This is a genomic window from Chromobacterium haemolyticum, assembly GCF_009936155.1.
In the GTDB taxonomy this organism is placed as follows: Bacteria; Pseudomonadota; Gammaproteobacteria; order Burkholderiales; family Chromobacteriaceae; genus Chromobacterium; species Chromobacterium haemolyticum.
The window spans coordinates 622,654-642,594 of record NZ_AP019312.1 but is presented as its reverse complement, the minus strand read 5'-3'; the positions used below and the strand labels follow the sequence as shown (position 1 = coordinate 642,594).

13 protein-coding genes and 2 rRNA genes are annotated in these 19,941 nt (G+C 60.8%); 8 read left to right on the top strand and 7 right to left on the bottom strand.

From position 1 onward, the window contains the following. Positions 1 to 11 precede the first annotated feature (11 nt). Positions 12 to 893: an acetylglutamate kinase gene (gene argB, locus GYH29_RS02940; protein ID WP_118266542.1), complete on the bottom strand. Its 882-nt coding sequence runs from the start codon at positions 891 to 893 to the stop codon at positions 12 to 14. A 170-nt stretch (positions 894 to 1,063) separates the two neighbouring features. Here argB and GYH29_RS02935 point away from each other — a divergent pair, with 170 nt between their 5' ends. The 6 genes from GYH29_RS02935 (at position 1,064) to gabD (ending at position 10,504) form a co-directional block, all read left to right on the top strand. After that, entirely contained in the window at positions 1,064 to 1,720 is a 657-nt protein-coding gene (locus GYH29_RS02935; RefSeq protein ID WP_043594172.1) for a TetR/AcrR family transcriptional regulator, read from the top strand. Position 1,721: 1 nt separating this feature from the next. After that, positions 1,722 to 2,786 carry an efflux RND transporter periplasmic adaptor subunit gene (locus GYH29_RS02930; RefSeq protein WP_043594174.1) on the top strand — a complete coding sequence of 355 codons (1,065 nt, stop codon included), beginning with the start codon at positions 1,722 to 1,724 and terminating at the stop codon, positions 2,784 to 2,786. A gap of 7 nt (positions 2,787 to 2,793) precedes the next feature. Then, positions 2,794 to 5,847 (top strand): efflux RND transporter permease subunit, encoded by a 3,054-nt coding sequence (locus GYH29_RS02925; protein WP_161523157.1) that lies wholly within the window; start codon positions 2,794 to 2,796, stop codon positions 5,845 to 5,847. Between the two features lie 50 nt (positions 5,848 to 5,897). Beyond that, the gene (locus tag GYH29_RS02920; protein WP_043594180.1) at positions 5,898 to 7,208 is read left to right on the top strand and encodes a TolC family outer membrane protein; all 1,311 of its coding nucleotides are present in this window, start codon (positions 5,898 to 5,900) and stop codon (positions 7,206 to 7,208) included. 506 nt (positions 7,209 to 7,714) lie between these two features. Further along, positions 7,715 to 8,980, top strand: coding sequence for a 4-aminobutyrate--2-oxoglutarate transaminase (gabT, locus tag GYH29_RS02915; protein WP_161523156.1), 1,266 nt, complete (start codon positions 7,715 to 7,717; stop codon positions 8,978 to 8,980). A gap of 63 nt (positions 8,981 to 9,043) precedes the next feature. After that, positions 9,044 to 10,504, top strand: a complete 1,461-nt coding sequence (gene gabD / locus GYH29_RS02910; RefSeq protein ID WP_161523155.1) for an NADP-dependent succinate-semialdehyde dehydrogenase — start codon at positions 9,044 to 9,046, stop codon at positions 10,502 to 10,504. A gap of 302 nt (positions 10,505 to 10,806) precedes the next feature. Here gabD and GYH29_RS02905 read toward each other — a convergent pair whose 3' ends face one another. The 3 genes from GYH29_RS02905 to GYH29_RS02895 all read right to left on the bottom strand — a co-directional run bounded on the left by GYH29_RS02905 (position 10,807) and on the right by GYH29_RS02895 (position 13,460). After that, the gene (locus tag GYH29_RS02905) at positions 10,807 to 12,255 is read right to left on the bottom strand and encodes a hypothetical protein (RefSeq protein ID WP_019101566.1); all 1,449 of its coding nucleotides are present in this window, start codon (positions 12,253 to 12,255) and stop codon (positions 10,807 to 10,809) included. Positions 12,256 to 12,333: 78 nt separating this feature from the next. Continuing rightward, positions 12,334 to 13,065 (bottom strand): GNAT family N-acetyltransferase, encoded by a 732-nt coding sequence (locus GYH29_RS02900; RefSeq protein WP_232060502.1) that lies wholly within the window; start codon positions 13,063 to 13,065, stop codon positions 12,334 to 12,336. Positions 13,066 to 13,076: 11 nt separating this feature from the next. Continuing rightward, positions 13,077 to 13,460 carry a rhodanese-like domain-containing protein gene (locus tag GYH29_RS02895; protein WP_019101564.1) on the bottom strand — a complete coding sequence of 128 codons (384 nt, stop codon included), beginning with the start codon at positions 13,458 to 13,460 and terminating at the stop codon, positions 13,077 to 13,079. A gap of 91 nt (positions 13,461 to 13,551) precedes the next feature. On the opposite strand from GYH29_RS02895, the gene pdxR reads away from it, so the two are divergent. Together pdxR and GYH29_RS02885 are read left to right on the top strand one after the other, a co-directional pair. Continuing rightward, positions 13,552 to 15,009: a MocR-like pyridoxine biosynthesis transcription factor PdxR gene (gene pdxR, locus GYH29_RS02890; protein ID WP_081575538.1), complete on the top strand. Its 1,458-nt coding sequence runs from the start codon at positions 13,552 to 13,554 to the stop codon at positions 15,007 to 15,009. Beyond that, complete coding sequence (locus GYH29_RS02885) at positions 15,000 to 15,491, top strand: DUF523 domain-containing protein (protein ID WP_161523154.1); 492 nt, start codon at positions 15,000 to 15,002, stop codon at positions 15,489 to 15,491. Before pdxR ends, GYH29_RS02885 begins: the two co-directional genes overlap by 10 nt. A gap of 28 nt (positions 15,492 to 15,519) precedes the next feature. Here the strand turns inward: GYH29_RS02885 and GYH29_RS02880 are convergent, their stop codons facing one another. The 3 genes from GYH29_RS02880 to GYH29_RS02870 form a co-directional block, all read right to left on the bottom strand. Next, complete coding sequence (locus GYH29_RS02880) at positions 15,520 to 16,269, bottom strand: carbonic anhydrase family protein (protein WP_019101561.1); 750 nt, start codon at positions 16,267 to 16,269, stop codon at positions 15,520 to 15,522. A gap of 332 nt (positions 16,270 to 16,601) precedes the next feature. Then, positions 16,602 to 16,716, bottom strand: a 5S ribosomal RNA gene (rrf, locus tag GYH29_RS02875). Between the two features lie 122 nt (positions 16,717 to 16,838). Further along, a 23S ribosomal RNA gene (locus tag GYH29_RS02870) occupies positions 16,839 to 19,727 on the bottom strand. Between the last annotated feature and the right edge of the window lie 214 nt (positions 19,728 to 19,941).

The window sequence follows — 19,941 nt, the reverse complement described above, 5'->3', positions numbered from 1 at the left end:
CTCGCGGCTCGTCAGGCCCGGATCATGGTGCCGACGCCCGCGTCGGTCAGGATCTCCAGCAACAGCGCGTGCGGCACGCGGCCATCGATGATGTGCACCGCGTTGACGCCGTTGCGCGCCGCGTCCAGCGCCGAGCTGATCTTGGGCAGCATGCCGCCATGTATGGTGCCGTCGGCGAACAAGCCGTCCACTTGCTGCGCGGACAAGCCGGTCAACAGCTTGCCGTTCTTGTCCAGCACGCCCGGGGTATTGGTCATCAACACCAGCTTTTCCGCGCTCAGAGTCTCCGCCAGCTTGCCGGCTACCAGGTCGGCGTTGATATTGTAGGCTTCGCCGTCTTCGCCGACGCCTATGGGCGCCACCACCGGGATGAAATCCTGGCTGTCCAGCAAAGACACCAGCGACGGATCGATGCCGGAGATTTCACCCACCTGGCCGATGTCGATCTCGTCGTCGGTTTCGGATTTCAGATACATCTTGCTGGCGCGGATGAAGTGGCCGTCCTTGCCGGTCAGGCCAACGGCCTTGCCGCCGTGCTTGTTGATCAGCGAGACGATTTCCTTGTTCACCAGGCCGCCCAGCACCATTTCCACCAAATCCATGGTGTCCGAGTCGGTCACGCGCATGCCCTGAATGAACTCGCCTTGCTTGCCTACGCGGTTCAACAGTTCGTTGATCTGCGGGCCGCCGCCATGCACCACTACCGGGTTGATGCCCACCAGCTTGAGCAAAACCACGTCCTTGGCGAAACCCTCTTTCAAAGCCGCGTCGGTCATGGCGTTGCCGCCGTACTTGATGACAAGGGTCTTGCCGGCGAAACGGCGGATATAGGGCAGGGCTTCGGCAAGAATCAGGGCTTTTTCTGCTGCATCGGTCGGCACGGCGTTCTCCATGGTTGCGCCGGGCCGTTGCCGGGCCGGCGATATGACGGTTCTGACCTGATGGTCTGATCTGTTGCATTTTAATCAAGCCGGTTAATGAACTGTAATTTATTAATTGCAGAACAACGGCATTCTGCAATACATTCCAACTCATTAATGAACCGATATTCATCTATATCCCAATGGCACAAGTCCCCGCCTCACGCTGGCAGCGCAAAAAAGACGCCCGCCCCAGCGAAATCCTGGACGCCGCGCTGACCCTGTTCGTAGAAAGAGGCTTCAGCGCCACCAAGATGGAAGACATCGCCCGCGCCGCCGGCGTGACCAAGGGCACGCCTTATCTGTACTTCCAAAATAAGGAAGAGATCTTCAAAGCCATGGTGCGCCACCATCTATCCAGCCGGCTCAGCGCCTTCGTCGAACTAGAACAGCAACACACGGGACCGGTGGGCGAGCTGCTACAAATCCTCCTGCTCAAGTGGTGGGATGAAGTGGGCGCCACGCCGGCCGCCGGCCTGTGCAAGCTGGCCATAGCCGAAGCCACCAATTTCCCGGAACTGGCGCGCTTCTACACCACGGAAGTGATTTCCCCCTGTTTGAGCATGATCGAGCACATCCTGCGCCGCGGCATGGACAGCGGCGAATTCCGCGTCCTGCCCATCGCCAGCAGCAGCGACGCTCTGCTGGCCCCCCTGGTGATGGCGATGACCTGGGCCCACTCCTTCGCCAAGGTGGTGCCCGATGTCTGCGGCTACTCGCATCAATACTCCCGCGCGCACCTGAGCGAAGCCTTGCAGTTGGTGCTGCAAGGCCTGAAGAATCCAACCTACGAGAATTGACATGAAAACTGCCGCTCACTGCCTCTGGCTAGGCATCGTCAGTCTGACCCTCGCCGCCTGCGGCAAACCGGAGGCGCCTCCGGAAGCGCCTCGCCCCGTCCGTTACGTGGTGGCGGGCGCCACCGCCCAGCAACAAGGCGATAGCTACTCCGGCGAAATCCGCGCCCGTCACGAGACCAATCTGGCCTTCCGCGTGGCCGGCAAAGTGGTGGCCAAGCTGGCCAATAGCGGCGACCGGGTAAAAAAAGGTCAGGTGCTGGCTCGGCTGGACCCCAGCGACTACGCGCTGGACCTGTCGGCCAAACAAGCTCAGTTGGCCGCCGCGCAATCCGACCTGGGCCAACAAGAGCTGAACCTGAAACGCTACCGCGAACTGCTAGCCAAGCAGTTCGTCAGCCAGGCGCAGGTGGACGGGCAACAGAACGCGGTCAACGCCGCCCGAGCCAAGGTGGATCAAGCCAAGGCGCAGCTCGCCGCTAGCCGCAATCAAACCGGCTACACCAGCCTGGTGGCGGACGCCGACGGCGTGCTGAGCCAGATGGTCGCCGAGCCCGGCCTGGTGGTGGCCGCCGGCCAGGCCATGGCTAGACTGTCGCAGGACGGCGCGCGCGAGGTCGCGGTCCAAGTGCCGGAGAACGCACTGGACAAGGTACGCCGCGCCGGCCAATTCCTGGTGACTCTATGGAACGGCGGCGCGCCGATGTCGGGCACGCTGCGCGAGCTGGCGGCCGACGCCGATCCCGCTACCCGCACTTACGCCGCGCGCGTCGCCATCAGCGGCGACTCCAGCCGCCTGCAATTGGGAATGACCGCCAGCGTCGCCTTGCCTAACGCCGCGGACGCGCAGATGCGCCTGCCGCTGACCGCCTTGCTGGACGAACAGGGCAAGCACTATGTCTGGCTGATCGCCCCCAACGGCAAGGTCGCTCGCCGCGCGGTGACGGTCAGCCGCGTGGACGCCGACTCCGCCACCCTGTCCCAGGGCGTGCGGCCTGGCGACAAAATCGTCACCGCCGGCATCCACCTGCTGCGCGACGGCCAGGCCGTGAAACTGTTGGAGCACTGAGACGGTCATGAAAAAACTGAATCTCTCGGAATGGGCGCTGCGTCACCAGTCCTTGGTGCGCTACCTGATGGTGATGCTGATGCTGGCCGGAGTCTGGGCCTACACCCAGCTGGGCCAGAAGGAAGACCCGGAATTCACCTTCAAGGCCATGCTGGTGCAAGCTTACTGGCCCGGCGCCGGCACATTGGAGATGGAACAGCAGGTCACCAACAAGCTGGAGGAAAAGCTGCAGGAGATGGGCGAGATTGACTACGTCCAAAGCTATACCAAACCGGGCGAGAGCCTGCTGCTGATTTCGGTGCGCGAAGACGTGCCGCCCAAGAACGTGCAGCAACTGTGGTACCAGGTGCGCAAGAAGATAGGCGATATCCGCGCCACCCTGCCCGCGGAAGTCCAGGGACCGTTCTTCAACGACGAGTTCGGCGATACCTTCGGCAACATCTACGCCTTCGCCGGCGACGGCTTCAGCTACGAGGAAGTGCGCCAATACCTGGAGGACGCCAAGCGCGAGATCCTGCGCGTGCCGGACGTGGCCAAGGTCAGCCTGCTGGGCGTGCAGGAGCAACGCGTCTACGTGGACCTGTCCACCGCCAAGCTGGCTTCGCTGGGGCTGGATACCGGCGCAATCTGGAAAGCCTTGCAACAACAAAACGCGATGACGCCGTCCGGCGTGTTCGAAACCGCCAGCGACCGCATCTGGGTCCGCCCCACCGGCAACTACGCCAGCGTGGAGGCCATCGCCGCCACTCCGGTCACCGTCAACGGCAAAACCTTTCGCTTGGGCGACATCGCCTCGGTCAAACGCGGCTACATTGATCCGCCTCTAAGCACCATGCGCTTCAACGGCAAGCCGGTACTGGGCATGGCCATCACCATGAAGGGCGGCGGCGACGTGCTGCGCCTAGGCAAAAACCTGAATGCCGCCATGCTGCAGATCCAGTCCAAAATGCCGGTGGGCCTGGAAATCCATTCGGTTTCCGACCAGCCCAAGGTGGTCAAGAACGCGGTTGGCGAATTCATGCGTTCGCTGGTGGAGGCCGTGGTCATCGTGCTGGCCGTCAGCTTCTTCAGCCTGGGCCTGCGCACCGGCATCGTGGTGGCGCTGTCCATACCGCTGGTGCTGGCGATGACTTTTCTGGCCATGTATTTCTTCAATATCGACCTGCAGCGTATCTCGCTGGGTTCCTTGATCATCGCTCTGGGGCTGCTGGTGGACGATGCCATCATCGCGGTGGAAATGATGGCACTGAAGCTGGAACAAGGCTGGAGCAAGTTTCAGGCCGCCACCTTCGCCTACACCAGCACCGCCTTCCCCATGCTGACCGGCACCCTGATCACCGCCGCCACTTTCCTGCCCGTGGGCATCGCCAAGTCCAACGCCGGCGAATACGTGTTCAGCCTGTTCGCCGTGGTCGGCATCGCGCTGGTGCTGTCCTGGATCGTCGCGGTGGTGTTCACCCCCTACCTGGGCTACAAGCTGTTGCCGGAAAACCTCCAGCACCACGAGGCGCACGATGTTTACGACAAACCGTTCTACCGCCGCTTCCGACAAGTGGTGGAATGGTGCCTGGAACGTCGCAAGACCGTGATCGCGCTGACTCTGGCCGCCTTCGTGCTGTCCCTGCTCGCCTTCAAGCTGCTGGTGGCCCAACAGTTCTTCCCCTCGTCCAACAGACCCGAACTAATGGTGGACATGTGGCTGCCGCGCGGCGCCAGCCATCAGGCCACCGAACGCGAAGTAGAAAAACTGGAGGCCCTGCTCAAACGCGACCCGGACATCGTCAGCGTCACCAGCTACGTGGGCAGCGGCAGCCCGCGTTTCTATCTGCCGCTGGATCAGCAGCTGCAACACTTGAACTACGCGCAGCTGATGGTGATGACCCTGGACGAACATGTGCGCGAAGACGTGAAGAAACGGCTGGAAAAGCTATTCGACAACGACTTCCCCAATGTCCGCGGCCGGGTGACCCGGCTGGAGAACGGTCCGCCGGTGGGCTACGCGGTACAATTCCGGGTGATGGGCGAGGACCACGCCAAGGTGCGCGCCATCGCCGCCCAGGTGGAGGCGCTGATGCGTGCGCATCCGTCCACCCGCCAGGTCAACATCAACTGGGGCGAGCAGGTGAAGGCCCTGCGCATCCGCATTGATCAGGACAAGGCGCGCGCGCTCGGCCTGTCCTCTCAGCAATTGTCGCAGCAATTGCAGATGCTGATTTCCGGTGCCACCGTGACCAACTTCCGCGAAGGCGACCAGGCCATCGCCATCGTCGCGCGGCTCAATCCGGACGAACGCAAGAATGTCGCCGGCCTCGGCAACTTGATGATACAAACCGGCAGCGGCCGCTTTGTGCCGGTATCGCAGATCGGACATATCGAATATCAGCCGGAAGAAAGCATCATCTGGCGGCGCAACCGCCTGCCCGCCATCACGGTGAGCGCGGATCCGGCGGAAGGCGCCCAGGGCGCGGACATCTCCCGGCAGTTGCTGCCCAAGATGCAAGCGCTGGAGCAGACGCTGCCGCTGGGCTATCACATCGAAACCGGCGGCAGCATGGAATCCAGCGCCAAATCGCAAAAAGCCATTGCGGCGGTGGCGCCGTTGATGCTGGTGGTGGTGGTAACCCTGCTGATGTTGCAGCTGCACAGCGTGCAGCGCAGCATCATGGTGCTGCTGACCGCGCCGCTGGGCATGATAGGCGTGACGCTGACCCTGATCGCTTTCAGCGCGCCGTTCGGCTTCGTCGCCATGCTGGGGGTCATCGCGCTGTCCGGCATGATCATGCGCAACTCGGTTATTCTAGTTGACCAGATCGAACACGACATTCGCGACGGCATCGATCCCTGGCACGCTATTGTCGGCTCCACAATTAGACGTTTTAGGCCTATCATGCTGACGGCATTGGCGGCCATCCTGGCGATGATCCCACTGAGCCGCAGCACGTTCTGGGGACCGATGGCCGTGGCCATCATGGGCGGGCTGCTGGTGGCCACGGTACTGACCCTGCTGTTCCTGCCGGCGCTGTACGCGCAATGGTTCAAGGTACGGCGGCCCCAGGCCTGACGGCCCCTTGCCGCGCGACAAGACAAAACAAACCGAGCATATAAACACAAATGAACAAGACCCGATTCCGATTGCCCCTGCTGGGCAGCCTGTTGCTGCTGGGTTTCGCCCTGCCGGCCCACGCCTTCGACCTGGTTGAAGCCTGGCGCGCCGCCCGCGACTACAACGCCGACTTCGCCGCCGCGCGCTCCGACCTCGACGCCGGCCGGGAAAAAGCGACGCAAGGCCGCGCCCTGCTGATGCCCCAGGTGGGCGCCACCGCCAATTACAATTACACCAATCCAATCGCACCCGCGGGCCAAGGCGGTTACGACTCCACCACCTACGGCGTCAACTTGCAACAGCCGCTGTTCGATGTCAGCAAATACACCGGCTACCAAAAAGGCAAGCTGGCCACTCAGCAAGCGGAAACCAGCTACGGCGCAGCTGAACAACAGCTGATCCTGGATACCTCCCAAGCTTATTTCAACGTGCTGCTGGCCAAGGACACCCTGTCCGCCACCAGCGCCAGCAAGAAAACGTTCCAGCAACAATTGGAACAAGCCAAGACCGCCTTCGAAGTGGGCACCGCCACCATCACCGACACCCACGAAGCCCAAGCCGGCTACGACGGCGCGGTGGCACAGGAAATCAAGGCGATCAACAGCCTGGAATTGGCGGAGAACAATCTGCGCCGCATCACCGGGCTGGACCCCAAAACCATTCAACCGGTGTTGGACAAGCTGCCGCTGGAACTGCCGACGCCGGCTACCCTGGAAGCCTGGATCGGGATCGCCCTGCGCAACAGCCTGAGCATCAAGGCCGCCGAGCAAACGCTGGAAATCGCCGGCAAGAACGTCACCGAGAAAAAAGGCGGCCACCTGCCGGTGATCAGCCTGACCGCCGGCTACAGCGATACCCAGACCCGCGCCCCGATGCAGCAGCCCCACACCCGCGGCAGCAGCATAGGCGTCGGCATCACCCTGCCCTTGTTCGCCGGCGGCGGCATCAACTCGCAAGTGCGCGAGGCGGCGGCGCAGCAGGAGTCCGCCAAAGACAAGCTGGAAGCCGTCCGCCGCCAAGTGCGCGAAGACGTGCGCCGCACCTTCCTGGGCGTTACAAACGGCGCGGCTCTGGTGCGCGCTCAGGAGCAATTGCTGATCTCCGCCAAGAGCAAGGTGGAGTCCACCCGCCTGGGCAAGGAAGTGGGCATCCGCACCAATATCGACCTGCTGCAAGCCGAACAGGCTTACTACTCGACGCTCACCAGCCTGGCCACCGCCAAGTATGAGTATCTGATCGCGCGGCTGTCGCTGTCCCAGGCCGCCGGCCAATTGGATAGCGAGGTACTGAGCAAGCTCAACGCCGTCATCCGCCGTTAACCCCCGCTAAGAGTGGCTAACAAACCCCTGATGCTGCGCGCCGACTTGCCGTACTCAAGTACTGCCTGCGTCGGCGCGCCTTGGCTTAGGTTCTCCGCAGCCATGCCAACAGGCATGGCCGCCGTCTCCCCGCCCCTTCCACGCTCCTCCGCTGGCATCCGCGCAACAGGTGTTTAATTTTTTAGTGCGCGTGTAGCTTTTTGCTAAACACAAACATAGAATGCCTGAGAACGTGCTTACGATATCGCGAGCGTGGGCGAGACAAGGCATTGCGGCTAAGAGAGCGGAATGTACGCATTTCGAAACCGTTTTTAACGCCCTTGTCTAAACTATTCCGCCAACGCGCAACAGATCGTAAACAGGTGCTGAGACGGTCAGACAAGAATAATGAAAGCCAAGCCACGGAGCGGCCAGCCGGCGCCACGATAGACCGGCATCGCTCCGACACCGATTCGCGGCGGCCCGCCATACGCGGCGCCGGCCGCACAACGTCGAGGAGATAGCAGATGAGCAATAAGGATTTGATGCAACGCAAGGCCGACGCCACCCCGCGCGGCGTGGGCGTGATGTGCGGCTTCTTTGCCGAGCGCGCCAAGAATGCCGAAGTCTGGGATACCGACGGTAAACGCTATATCGATTTCGCCGGCGGCATTGGCGTATTGAATACCGGCCATCTGCATGACAAAGTACAGGCCGCGGTCGCCGAACAGCTGTCCCGGTTCAGTCACACCTGCTATCAAGTTGTCCCTTACGAATCCTATATCCGTCTTGCCGAGCGGCTGAACCAACTGACGCCGGGCCAGCACGCGAAGAAAACCGCGCTGTTCACCACCGGCGCCGAAGCAGTGGAAAACGCGGTGAAAGTGGCGCGCGCCGCCACCGGCCGCGCCGGGGTGATCGCCTTCGGCGGGGCCTTCCATGGCCGCACCCTGCTGGGCATGGCGCTGACCGGCAAGGTGGTCCCGTACAAAGTGGGCTTCGGCCCCTTCCCCAGCGACGTCTATCACGCTCCCTATCCCAACGCGCTGCACGGCGTGTCCGTGGAAGACTCCCTGAACGGGCTGGAAAAGCTGTTCAAGTACGACGTCGACCCCAAACGCGTCGCCGCCATCATCTTTGAGCCGGTGCAAGGCGAAGGCGGTTTCTACGTCGCGCCCAGCGAGTGGGTGGTCCGGCTGCGCAAGATTTGCGACGAGCACGGCATCCTGCTGATCGCCGACGAAGTGCAGTCCGGTTTCGCCCGCACCGGCAAGCTGTTCGCGATGGAGCACTATCCGGTGCAGGCCGACCTGATCACCATGGCCAAATCGCTGGCCGGCGGTTTCCCGCTGTCCGCGCTGACCGGCCGGGCCGAGCTGATGGACGCTCCCGCCCCCGGCGGCCTGGGCGGCACCTATGCCGGCAACCCGCTGGCGGTGGCCGCGGCGCTGGCGGTGATCGACGTCATCGCCGAAGAAAAGCTGCTGGACCGCGCCAACCGCCTGGGCGAGCTGCTGAAGGAAAAACTGCACGGCCTGAAGAGCGCGGTGCCGCAGATCGCCGAGGTCCGCGGGCTGGGCGCGATGCTGGCGGTGGAGTTCAATCAGCCCGGCAGCCCGCAACCCGACTCGGACTTCGCCAAGAAAGTGCAGACCAAGGCCTTGGAATCCGGCCTGATCCTGCTGACCTGCGGCGTCTACGCCAATGTGGTGCGCTTCCTGTTCCCGCTGACCATAGAAGACGCGGTGTTCGAAGAAGCCCTGGCCAAGCTGGAAGCCGCGCTCAAAGCTTAAAGGCCGCGCCGGGCCCGCGCCGCCGGCGCGGGCCTAGTCCGACATCTCTGCGTTGGAGAACCCATGTTGAATTTGAAAGACCCCGCGCTGCTGAAGCAGCAGTGCTATGTGAACGGCGCCTGGCTAGACGCCGACAACGGCGAAACCATTCCCGTCACTAACCCCGCCACCGGCGAAACTATCGCCAGCGTGCCCAAAATGGGCAAGGCCGAGGCCGAGCGCGCCGTGGCCGGCGCGGCTGAAGCCTTCCTTCTCTGGAAACGCAAGCCGGCGAAAGAACGCGCCGCCCTGCTGCGCCGTTGGTTCGATCTGGTGATGGCGAATCAGGACGACCTGGCGGTCATCCTCACCAGCGAACAGGGCAAGCCGCTCTCGGAAGCCAAGGGCGAAATCGCCTACGGCGCGTCCTATATCGAGTGGTACGCTGAAGAAGCCAAGCGCCTGTACGGCGACACCATCCCCTCTCCCGGCGCCGACAAGCGCATCCTGGTCAACAAGGAAGCGATCGGCGTCACCGCAGCGATCACGCCGTGGAACTTCCCCAATGCGATGATCACGCGCAAAGCGGCCCCGGCGCTGGCCGCCGGCTGCCCAATGGTGGTGCGCCCGGCCAGTCAGACCCCGCTCTCGGCCCTGGCCCTGGCCGTGCTTGCCGAACGCGCGGGCATTCCCGCCGGCGTGTTCTCGGTGCTCACCGGCGGCTCCAGCGAAATCGGCGCGGTGCTGACCGGCAGCGACTTGGTAAAGAAATTCTCCTTCACCGGCTCCACCGAAGTGGGCCGCAAGCTGATCGCTCAATGCGCGGACACCGTCAAAAAAGTGTCGATGGAATTAGGCGGCAACGCGCCTTTCATCGTATTCGACGACGCCGACCTCGACGCCGCGGTGGAAGGCGCCATCATCTCTAAATACCGCAACGCCGGCCAGACCTGCGTCTGCGCCAACCGTCTGCTGGTGCAGGATGGCGTCTACGACGCCTTCGCAGAGAAGTTCGCCGCCGCGGTGGCCAAGCTCAAAGTGGGCAACGGTCTGGAGCCTGGCGTCACCCAAGGCCCGATGATAGACATGAACGCAGTGGCCAAAGTGGAAGAACACATCGCCGACGCGCTGGCCAAGGGCGGCAGACTGGTGGCAGGCGGCAAGCGCCACGCGCTGGGTCACAGCTTCTTCGAACCGACGGTAATCACCGACGTTACGCCGCGAATGAAGGTGGCCAAGGAGGAAACCTTCGGACCGCTGGCGCCGCTGTTCCGCTTCCATTCCGAAGAAGAGGCGATCCGGATGGCCAACGACACCGAGTTCGGCCTGGCCAGCTACTTCTACGCCCGCGATATCGGCCGCATTTTCCGCGTGTCAGAAGGTCTGGAATACGGCATGGTGGCGGTCAACACCGGCATTCTGTCCAACGAGGCCGCGCCCTTCGGCGGCGTCAAGCAATCCGGCCTGGGGCGTGAAGGCTCCAAGTACGGCATCGAGGACTATCTGGAAATCAAATACGTACTGCTAGGCGGCATCGACCAGTAAAGCGCCCCGCCAATGCGAAACGGGCTGGATATCCAGCCCGTTTTTTATTGCCGCAACCGCTGCGCTTAGAACCTGTTCAAAATCTCGCGAGCAAGAGCAAGCGCTGAAGAAGCGGAATGTACACACGGTACACAAGCATTCTGAAGAGGCTTCCAAGGCCGCATCGCCGAAGCGCAGCACACATTGAACAGGTACGGCTAACAAAAATCAGTTTCACGGCTGAGGCAAGGCGCGCCGACGCAGGCAGCACTTGAGTACGGCAAGTCGGCGCAACGCAGCATCAGGAATTTTGTTAGCCGCTCTTAGTGGAACTTGGCCAAGGTCTCCGACAGGGGAATCCCTGCCTCTTTCAGGCATTCAGCCAGATCCCGCCAGGCCTCGTCGCGCTCAGGCGCCACATCCGGCGTCACCAGCCACGGCGCGTGCGCCGCCACTTCCTCTCGGCCGCGCAGGCGGAAGCCCACTTCGTAGCCCTGCATTTCCGGCTGATATTCCGCAACAGCCTCCAGCTCTTGCACCCCGCCCGCGCTCGCGGCCAGCAAGGCCGCGGTCACACCCAGGCGCTTGCGGTTCCAGGCTCGCACACCGGTCTGCACCGCCTCCCACCAGGGCAAGGGCGCGAACAGCTCGGCCTCGCCGTATTCCATCTCGGCGCCCACCGCCTGCTGTACCAGCGGCATCGCCGCATCCAGCGCCTTGCGCGCCAAACGGCGCGCCTGCTCCGGCGGCAAAGCCCCGCGCTCCACCAAGAAGGGAATCCAGGCCAGCACCAGTTGCGGCTCGTTGGTCTTGCGCGCCGCCTCGTATGTGGCGCGCGAGGAGTCCGGATCCAGCGGCGCGAAATCGCAACCCGCATCCATCACCGGCGCCAACTGCACCAGGTCTTGGCAGGCGCGTTCGTTCAGCATCTCCAGAGAGAACAAGGTGGGCGAAATCCACAGTATCGACTGCTCCGGCACCTCAAGTGCATCCGCCAGCGCCACTTCCAGCCGCTCCAGCTGAGGGAAATGCCACCACACGCCGCCCTGGGCGCGTGAAAACGCGAACGGCAAGGCCCAGAGTTCGAACGACACCACCGAGCCATCCTTGCGCATCACCTCGGGGAAAGCGATTGCGTCGCGCGCGCAATTGACCAGCAACTGACGCGCGGCCGGTTGGGACAACAGCGCCAGTTGCGACTCGGTGAACACGGCCTGGTCGCCGGCCGCCAGCGCCATCTGCACCTCGCCTGCCAGCTGCGCGCGCTCCATAGGCTGATCCACCGCGCGGCGCGCCAGCTCCACCAATTGCTTCACCGCTCGACCGCGCTCCGCCGGAGGCAGCGGCTCGGTAGGGCCGGTACGCATCTCGCGCGGAACCGGACCCGCGGCCTCGCGGTCGGCATAGGCCTTGTGCAGACGCTGATAAGCTTGCATCGCTTCGTCGCAGATCGCCTGCAACTGACCCACGGTCGGCATCTCGTCTTCATTGCTGAAGTTGAAGTCGAATAAACGCAGACGCAGATTGCAGACATAGACCGTCACATTGTCCGCTTCGTCGAACAGCATGGCGCTAGTCAGACCTTCGCGATCGCGTCCGGGAAAGTCCGTGTCGTCATCGCCAAGCAAACGGCAAACAAAAGCCGGCGCTTCGGTGTGAATCAGGTACTCGGAACCTTCCAGGCCCTGATCGTCAACGGCATCACCAAAAATGAAGCGGTTGGGCAAAAACGGCTCGCCCTTGATGCGGGCATTACGCGGCAGGGATTTCATCTGGCAAGCGAATCTATTCAATAAATCAAACACTCATTGTACCTGCCTAGCGTGGCGGCTTGAAGTCCGCTGGCCAAATCAATCCTCTCCCCTCCATTGCGCCAATGTTCGACGCTGCTCGCCCGCCGCGTCGAAATTGTCAGCGGACAACCAGTTCTCGAAGCCCAGCCGCAATGCCGGCCACTCATGATCCAGGACGGAAAACCAGGCGGTATCGCGATTACGCCCCTTGTAAACCATGGCCTGCCGGAATAGACCCTCGAAGCGGAAACCCAGCCTTAGCGCCGCCCGCTGTGAAGGCTGGTTCAAGGCGTCGCATTTCCATTCATAACGGCGATAACCCAGCGCGAAGGCCTGACGCATCAATAGATACATCGCTTCCGTCGCCGCCGGCCTGCGCTGCAGCAAGGGAGAGAAATTCAGATGCCCCACCTCGATGCAGCCCATCTTCGGGTCAATGCGCAAATAGGCGGCTACGCCCAGCGCCTCCCCGCTGACAGCGTCCACAATCGCGTAAAAGTGCGGATCACGCTGCCGTTGCTGCTCGGCCAGCCAATCAGAGAAGTCAGCGTAAGCGGCAAACGGGCCATAGCTCAGATAAGTCCAGTTGCGCCCCTCCGCGTCCGCGCCCATCGACGCGAACAGGCCTGGGCCGTGCCGCTCGGCCTGCAGCGGTTCCAGCCGGCAGAACTTCCCCCGCAGATCCGTCTTAGGCGGCCAGGCCGCCTCGCGCCACTCCGACACCGGCAGCCCCACCGCCTGGCCCAAGGCGTTGACCGTGCCCGCCGACGCCATGCTCGCCTCAATCATCCCCTTCCCCTTCAGCATGCGCAGGACACGGAGACGCCAGCTCGCGCCGTGGTTGCATAGCCGTCGCGCACCCACCAATCCAGGCCGCCCTGCAATTCGCGCACATTGAAACCAAGACGCGCCAGTTTCAAGGCCCCTTTGGTCGACGCATTGCAACCGATGCCATCGCAGAACGACACCAGAACCGCATCCCTGGGCAAATGCGCGGTGCTTGCCTCGTCCATGGTTCTATGCGGCACGGACACGGCGCCGGGCAGGGTTTCCTTAAGGAAGGCCTCTTCCGCGCGCGCGTCGATCAACACCAATTTTTCTCCGGCTTGCAAAGCACTCCAGACATCGGCGGCGTCCATCTCGTACGCCAGCTTGGCGGCGTAAAAATCTTGCTGACTCAACATTTTTTTCTCCTGTGCCCTTGTAAATGCTGTTAGCCTAAGCGACAAGTCATACCCCAAACAGTGCCACCATGCAAACTATGGAGGAACCACTTTGTCCACCGAGTGGTTGATCGATTTCCTGCGCCAGCGGCTGCAACGTCAAGGCGCGGAAAGCCTGGCTCGCCAGCTGTACCGCTTATTGCGCGAACTGATCCGCGCCGGTCAGTTGGCCGGCGGCGCGCCCTTGCCGGCCAGCCGCGCGCTGGCGGCGGAACTGGCTCTGGGCCGCAACACCATTCTCAACGCCTATGAACAACTGGGCGCCGAAGGCTATCTGGAAAGCCGTCACGGCTCAGGCACTTATGTCGCGGCCTTATTCAGCCCGCGTTCCGCGCCGCCGCAGCGCGCTCAGCAACACCCGGGGCTGTCGCAACGCGGCCAGCGCGTCTCCGGCCACTGCACACTGCCCACTGGGCTGGCTGGCGCCTTCGCCCCCGGGACGCCAGAGCTAAAACAATTCCCCCACGCCCAATGGCAGCGCTGCCTGCAAAACCATATCCAACGCCCGCAGCTGGACCATCTGCACTACCGCCACGACGGCGGTCTGCCCGAACTCAAGCGCTCCCTCAGCCAATACCTGTATCTATCGCGCTCGGTGCGCTGCCAGCCGGAGCAAATCGTCATCACCCAAGGCGCGCAGCAAGGACTGGAACTGCTGGCCCGGCTATTGGCCGACCCCGGCGACGACGCCTGGGTGGAAGATCCCGGCTACAGCGGCGCGCAGGCCGCGCTGCGAGCAGCGGAACTGAACATCGTCCCGGTTCCCGTTGACGCCCAAGGCATGGCCCCGACGCCCGCGCATCAGGCCATGCCGCCGCGCCTGATTTACATCACCCCGTCCCATCAATATCCAACCGGCGTCGTCATGTCGCTGGCGCGGCGGTTAGCACTGCTTCAATTAGCCAAGCAGCACGACAGCTGGATCATCGAAGACGACTACGATAGCGAATTCCGCTACACCACCCACCCCATCGCCTCCCTGCAAGGGCTGGCCGACAGCGAACGCGTCATTTATCTCGGAACCTTCAGCAAAGTGATGTTTCCGGCGCTGGGACTGGGCTACCTGATCCTACCCGAAGCGCTGGTGGAGCCGTTCCGCCGCGTTCAGGCGCGTTTGTACCGGGAGGGCAATTACCAGGTGCAAGCCGCGCTGGCCGACTTTATCGAACAAGGTCATTTCGCCCGCCATATCAAGCATATGCGCGAGCTCTACCAATTGCGGCAACAACTGCTGCGCGGCACTCTCCAGCGCGCGCTGGGCGACGCGCTGCCGCTGTCAGCCGGCGAGGCCGGCCTGCACTTGGTAGCACAGCTGCCGACCGGCTTCGATGAATGGGAGCTCAGCAGCTCCGCAGCCCGCCAGCAACTGTGGCTGCGCCCATTGGCCAAGCACTTCATCGGCCCGGCGGACCGCAACGGATTAGTGCTAGGCTACGCCGGAGTGGAAGAACAGGAACTTCACGCCGCCGCGCTCAAGCTGGCGGCGCTATTGGAAACGCGATGGAAGTGAAACCTACGCTGCTGGTCAGCGCCTGCCTGCTGGGGCAGCCCGTACGCTACGATGGCCAAGCCAAACCGCTGGCTGAACATGCCTGGACTCGATTGCGCCGGGAATTCACCCTGCTCCCCGCCTGTCCAGAATGCATGGGCGGCCTACCTACGCCCAGGCCCGCGGCGGAGCTGCGCGGAGGCGACGGCGCTGCCGCGCTGCGCGGTCAGGCCACGGTTGAAACCGCCGCCGGCGAAAATGTCAGCGCCGCCTTTGTGCGCGGAGCCCAGGCCAGCCTGCGCCTGGCTCAGGCCCATGGCTGCCGGCAAGCGCTGTTGAAGGCCAACAGCCCCTCATGCGGCACGCTCCGCATCTACGACGGCGAATTTTCCGGCCAGCTCAAGAATGGGGAAGGCGTGACCGCCAACCTGTTGCGACAGGCTGGCATCAAGGTCTGTTCGGAAGACCACATGGAAGAATTGCTGAAAGCGCCTGGGGAGTAAATCCCCTAGACGCTCTCGTGAACGACCTTTACAAAAACTCGAGGCGGCCGCCGCTCAAGTGATACATCGCGCCGGCGATCTTGATCCGGCCCTCTTTCTCCAACTTGGCCAGCACATCGCTGCGCTTGCGAATCTGATCGATGGTATGCAACACATTGCTGTGTGCCACCGCATCGACAAACTCCGCATTCTTGCTGCTGCGCTCGCCATCGTACTTGGTCAGAGAAATCGCCGGCCGAATGCGCGCCAGCAACCCCGTCAGGTTGCCCAGCTCCACATGGTCGATAGCCCCCTTGATGGCGCCACAAGCGGTATGCCCCATCACCAGCACTACTTTGGCCCCGGCAACCGCGCAAGCAAACTCCATGCTACCCAGCAAATCGTCATTCACCACATTGCCGGCAACCCGGGAATTAAAGGTTTCGCCGATGCCCGCATCCATCACGATTTCCGCCGGCGCGCGCGAATCTATGCAGCTGAGCACCACCGCGGAGGGGTACTGCCCCTCCGCGCTGGAACGCTTTTGCGCCAGGTAGTCGTGCTGCATCGGCTTGCCGCTTCGGAAGCGCTCATTGCCTTTCGCCATCTCCGCCAGCACTTGCTCCGGCGTCATCGCATCCCGCTGGGACTTGCTCAAAGACGCCGCATACGCCACGCCGTTCAGGCCCCCGCCGGCACCCATGGCAAATAGCGCCGCGGCGCCCAAGGCGGTTTTCATCACCGTCCGTCGGCCGATAGACTCGCCGCAATTCACTTCCCGACACAGATGCTCGCTCATTCGCGTCCTTTCCTAGTGTAGTGACATAAAGGTACAGTGGTATAAAGTTTTTTAATTTTATTTAGTAACTATTTAATTAGATGATAGTTAGCGACTTAGTTCACTGCACACGCAATTAGGACATGGAGATGAAAAGCCCTCTCCCGCAGCCAGCTGCCGGACACAGAGAAGAAGAAGAAAAGAAGGAAATAGAGAAAACAAACGGAAGAAACCGGCGCAGACGAGTTGCCTCAGACGCACGAAAGCCTCCCAATGGGAGGCTTGTTGTAGCGCCGTCTCAGCAGCACCAACGCAAAAGCCCAGCTCGTATGAGCTGGGCTTCGCAATCGGGCGTCTGGCGGTGTCCTACTTTCACATGGCGAATGCCACACTATCATCGGCGCTAAGGCGTTTCACGGTCCTGTTCGGGATGGGAAGGCGTGGGACCACCTCGCTATGGCCACCAGACATAAACTGGTACAAACTAGAAGAAGCCTGAGTTGATGTTTCATCAACCCACATATATTCGGTATTCAATTGTGTCGCACACCCACACCTCGTCGCTCAGTCTCCCAAGCCACTCAAATGATAGGATCAAGCCTCACGAGCAATTAGTATCGGTTAGCTTAACGCCTCACAGCGCTTCCACACCCGACCTATCAACGTCCTGGTCTCGAACGACTCTTCAGGAGGGTCAAGCCCTCAGGGAAGTCTCATCTTCAGGCGAGTTTCCCGCTTAGATGCTTTCAGCGGTTATCTCTTCCGCACTTAGCTACCCGGCAATGCGACTGGCGTCACAACCGGTACACCAGAGGTGCGTCCACTCCGGTCCTCTCGTACTAGGAGCAGCCCCCGTCAAACTTCCAACGCCCACTGCAGATAGGGACCAAACTGTCTCACGACGTTTTGAACCCAGCTCACGTACCACTTTAAATGGCGAACAGCCATACCCTTGGGACCGGCTACAGCCCCAGGATGTGATGAGCCGACATCGAGGTGCCAAACACCGCCGTCGATGTGAACTCTTGGGCGGTATCAGCCTGTTATCCCCGGAGTACCTTTTATCCGTTGAGCGATGGCCCTTCCATTCAGAACCACCGGATCACTATGTCCTGCTTTCGCACCTGCTCGACTTGTCGGTCTCGCAGTTAAGCTACCTTTTGCCATTGCACTATCAGCACGATTTCCGACCGTACCTAGGTAACCTTCGAACTCCTCCGTTACACTTTGGGAGGAGACCGCCCCAGTCAAACTGCCTACCATGCACTGTCCCCAATCCGGATCACGGACCAAGGTTAGAACCTCAAACACACCAGGGTGGTATTTCAAGGACGGCTCCATGAGAACTAGCGTTCCCACTTCATAGCCTCCCACCTATCCTACACAAGTCTGTTCAAAGTCCAATGCAAAGCTACAGTAAAGGTTCACGGGGTCTTTCCGTCTAGCAGCGGGGAGATTGCATCTTCACAAACACTTCAACTTCGCTGAGTCTCAGGAGGAGACAGTGTGGCCATCGTTACGCCATTCGTGCGGGTCGGAACTTACCCGACAAGGAATTTCGCTACCTTAGGACCGTTATAGTTACGGCCGCCGTTTACTGGGGCTTCGATCAAGAGCTTGCACCCCATCACTTAACCTTCCAGCACCGGGCAGGCGTCACACCGTATACGTCCACTTTCGTGTTGGCACAGTGCTGTGTTTTTGTTAAACAGTCGCAGCCACCGATTCTCTGCGACCTCTCAAAGCTCCTCCCGCGGGGGATTCACTCTAAGAGGCATACCTTCTCCCGAAGTTACGGTATCAATTTGCCGAGTTCCTTCTCCTGAGTTCTCTCAAGCGCCTTAGAATTCTCATCCTGCCCACCTGTGTCGGTTTGCGGTACGGTTCTTATGCAGCTGAAGCTTAGTGGCTTTTCCTGGAAGCGTGGTATCAGTCACTTCAGGTCCGTAGACCCTCGTCATCACGTCTCGGCCTTAAGGGAAGGCGGATTTGCCTACCTCCCCAGCCTACCGGCTTAAACAGACTATTCCAACAGTCTGATGACCTAACCTTCTCCGTCCCCACATCGCACTGCATAAAAGTACGGGAATTTTAACCCGTTTCCCATCGACTACGCTTTTCAGCCTCGCCTTAGGGGCCGACTCACCCTACGCCGATGAACGTTGCGTAGGAAACCTTGGGCTTTCGGCGAGCGGGCTTTTCACCCGCTTTATCGCTACTCATGTCAGCATTCGCACTTCTGATATCTCCAGCATCCCTTACGAGACACCTTCTCAGACCTACAGAACGCTCCCCTACCATCTGCACTTACGTGCAAATCCGCAGCTTCGGTTATCAGTTTGAGCCCCGTTACATCTTCCGCGCAGGACGACTCGACCAGTGAGCTATTACGCTTTCTTTAAATGATGGCTGCTTCTAAGCCAACATCCTGGCTGTCTAGGCCTTCCCACTTCGTTTACCACTTAACTGATCATTTGGGACCTTAGCTGGCGGTCTGGGTTGTTTCCCTCTTGACGATGGACGTTAGCACCCACCGTCTGTCTCCCATGCTCGCACTTTCCGGTATTCAGAGTTTGCCATGGTTTGGTAAATCGCAATGACCCCCTAGCCATAACAGTGCTTTACCCCCGGAAGTGATACATGAGGCACTACCTAAATAGTTTTCGGGGAGAACCAGCTATCTCCGAGTTTGTTTAGCCTTTCACCCCTATCCACAGCTCATCCCCTAGTTTTGCAACACTAGTGGGTTCGGACCTCCAGTGCGTGTTACCGCACCTTCATCCTGGCCATGGATAGATCACTCGGTTTCGGGTCTACGCCCAGCAACTAAAACGCCCTATTCGGACTCGGTTTCCCTACGCCTCCCCTATTCGGTTAAGCTCGCTACTGAACGTAAGTCGCTGACCCATTATACAAAAGGTACGCAGTCACGGAACAAGTCCGCTCCCACTGTTTGTATGCATCCGGTTTCAGGTTCTATTTCACTCCCCTCCCGGGGTTCTTTTCGCCTTTCCCTCACGGTACTGGTTCACTATCGGTCGATCATGAGTATTTAGCCTTGGAGGATGGTCCCCCCATCTTCAGACAGGATTTCTCGTGTCCCGCCCTACTTATCGTACGCCTAGTCCTTGGAATGTGTTTTCGTGTACGGGGCTATCACCCACTATGGCGGTCCTTTCCATGAACCTTCCACTAACACAATCCATAACACGTACAGGCTCTTCCGCGTTCGCTCGCCACTACTAACGGAATCTCGGTTGATTTCTTTTCCTGCAGCTACTTAGATGTTTCAGTTCGCTGCGTTCGCCTCCTCGTGCCTATGTATTCAGCACGGGATCTCCTTGCGGAGGGGTTTCCCCATTCGGACATCGCGGGATCAAAGCTCTATTGCCAGCTCCCCCGCGCTTTTCGCAGGCTTACACGTCCTTCTTCGCCTATGATCGCCAAGGCATCCACCAGATGCACTTAGTCGCTTGACCCTATCATTTCAGTAACCTGGATCACTAAAACAACAAGTTGTGTTTGTGCGACGACTACACCGCCCCTTTTGATATGGCGACGTAGCCTAGATACAATCAAATACCCAAGATGACGATCCAGCCAATGAAGAGTTAACTCCATCGTCCTTCTCGCCGTCTTTATATATTCGGCTTCTTCAGTTTGTTAAAGATCAGTGCGTTTAAACAACGCGAT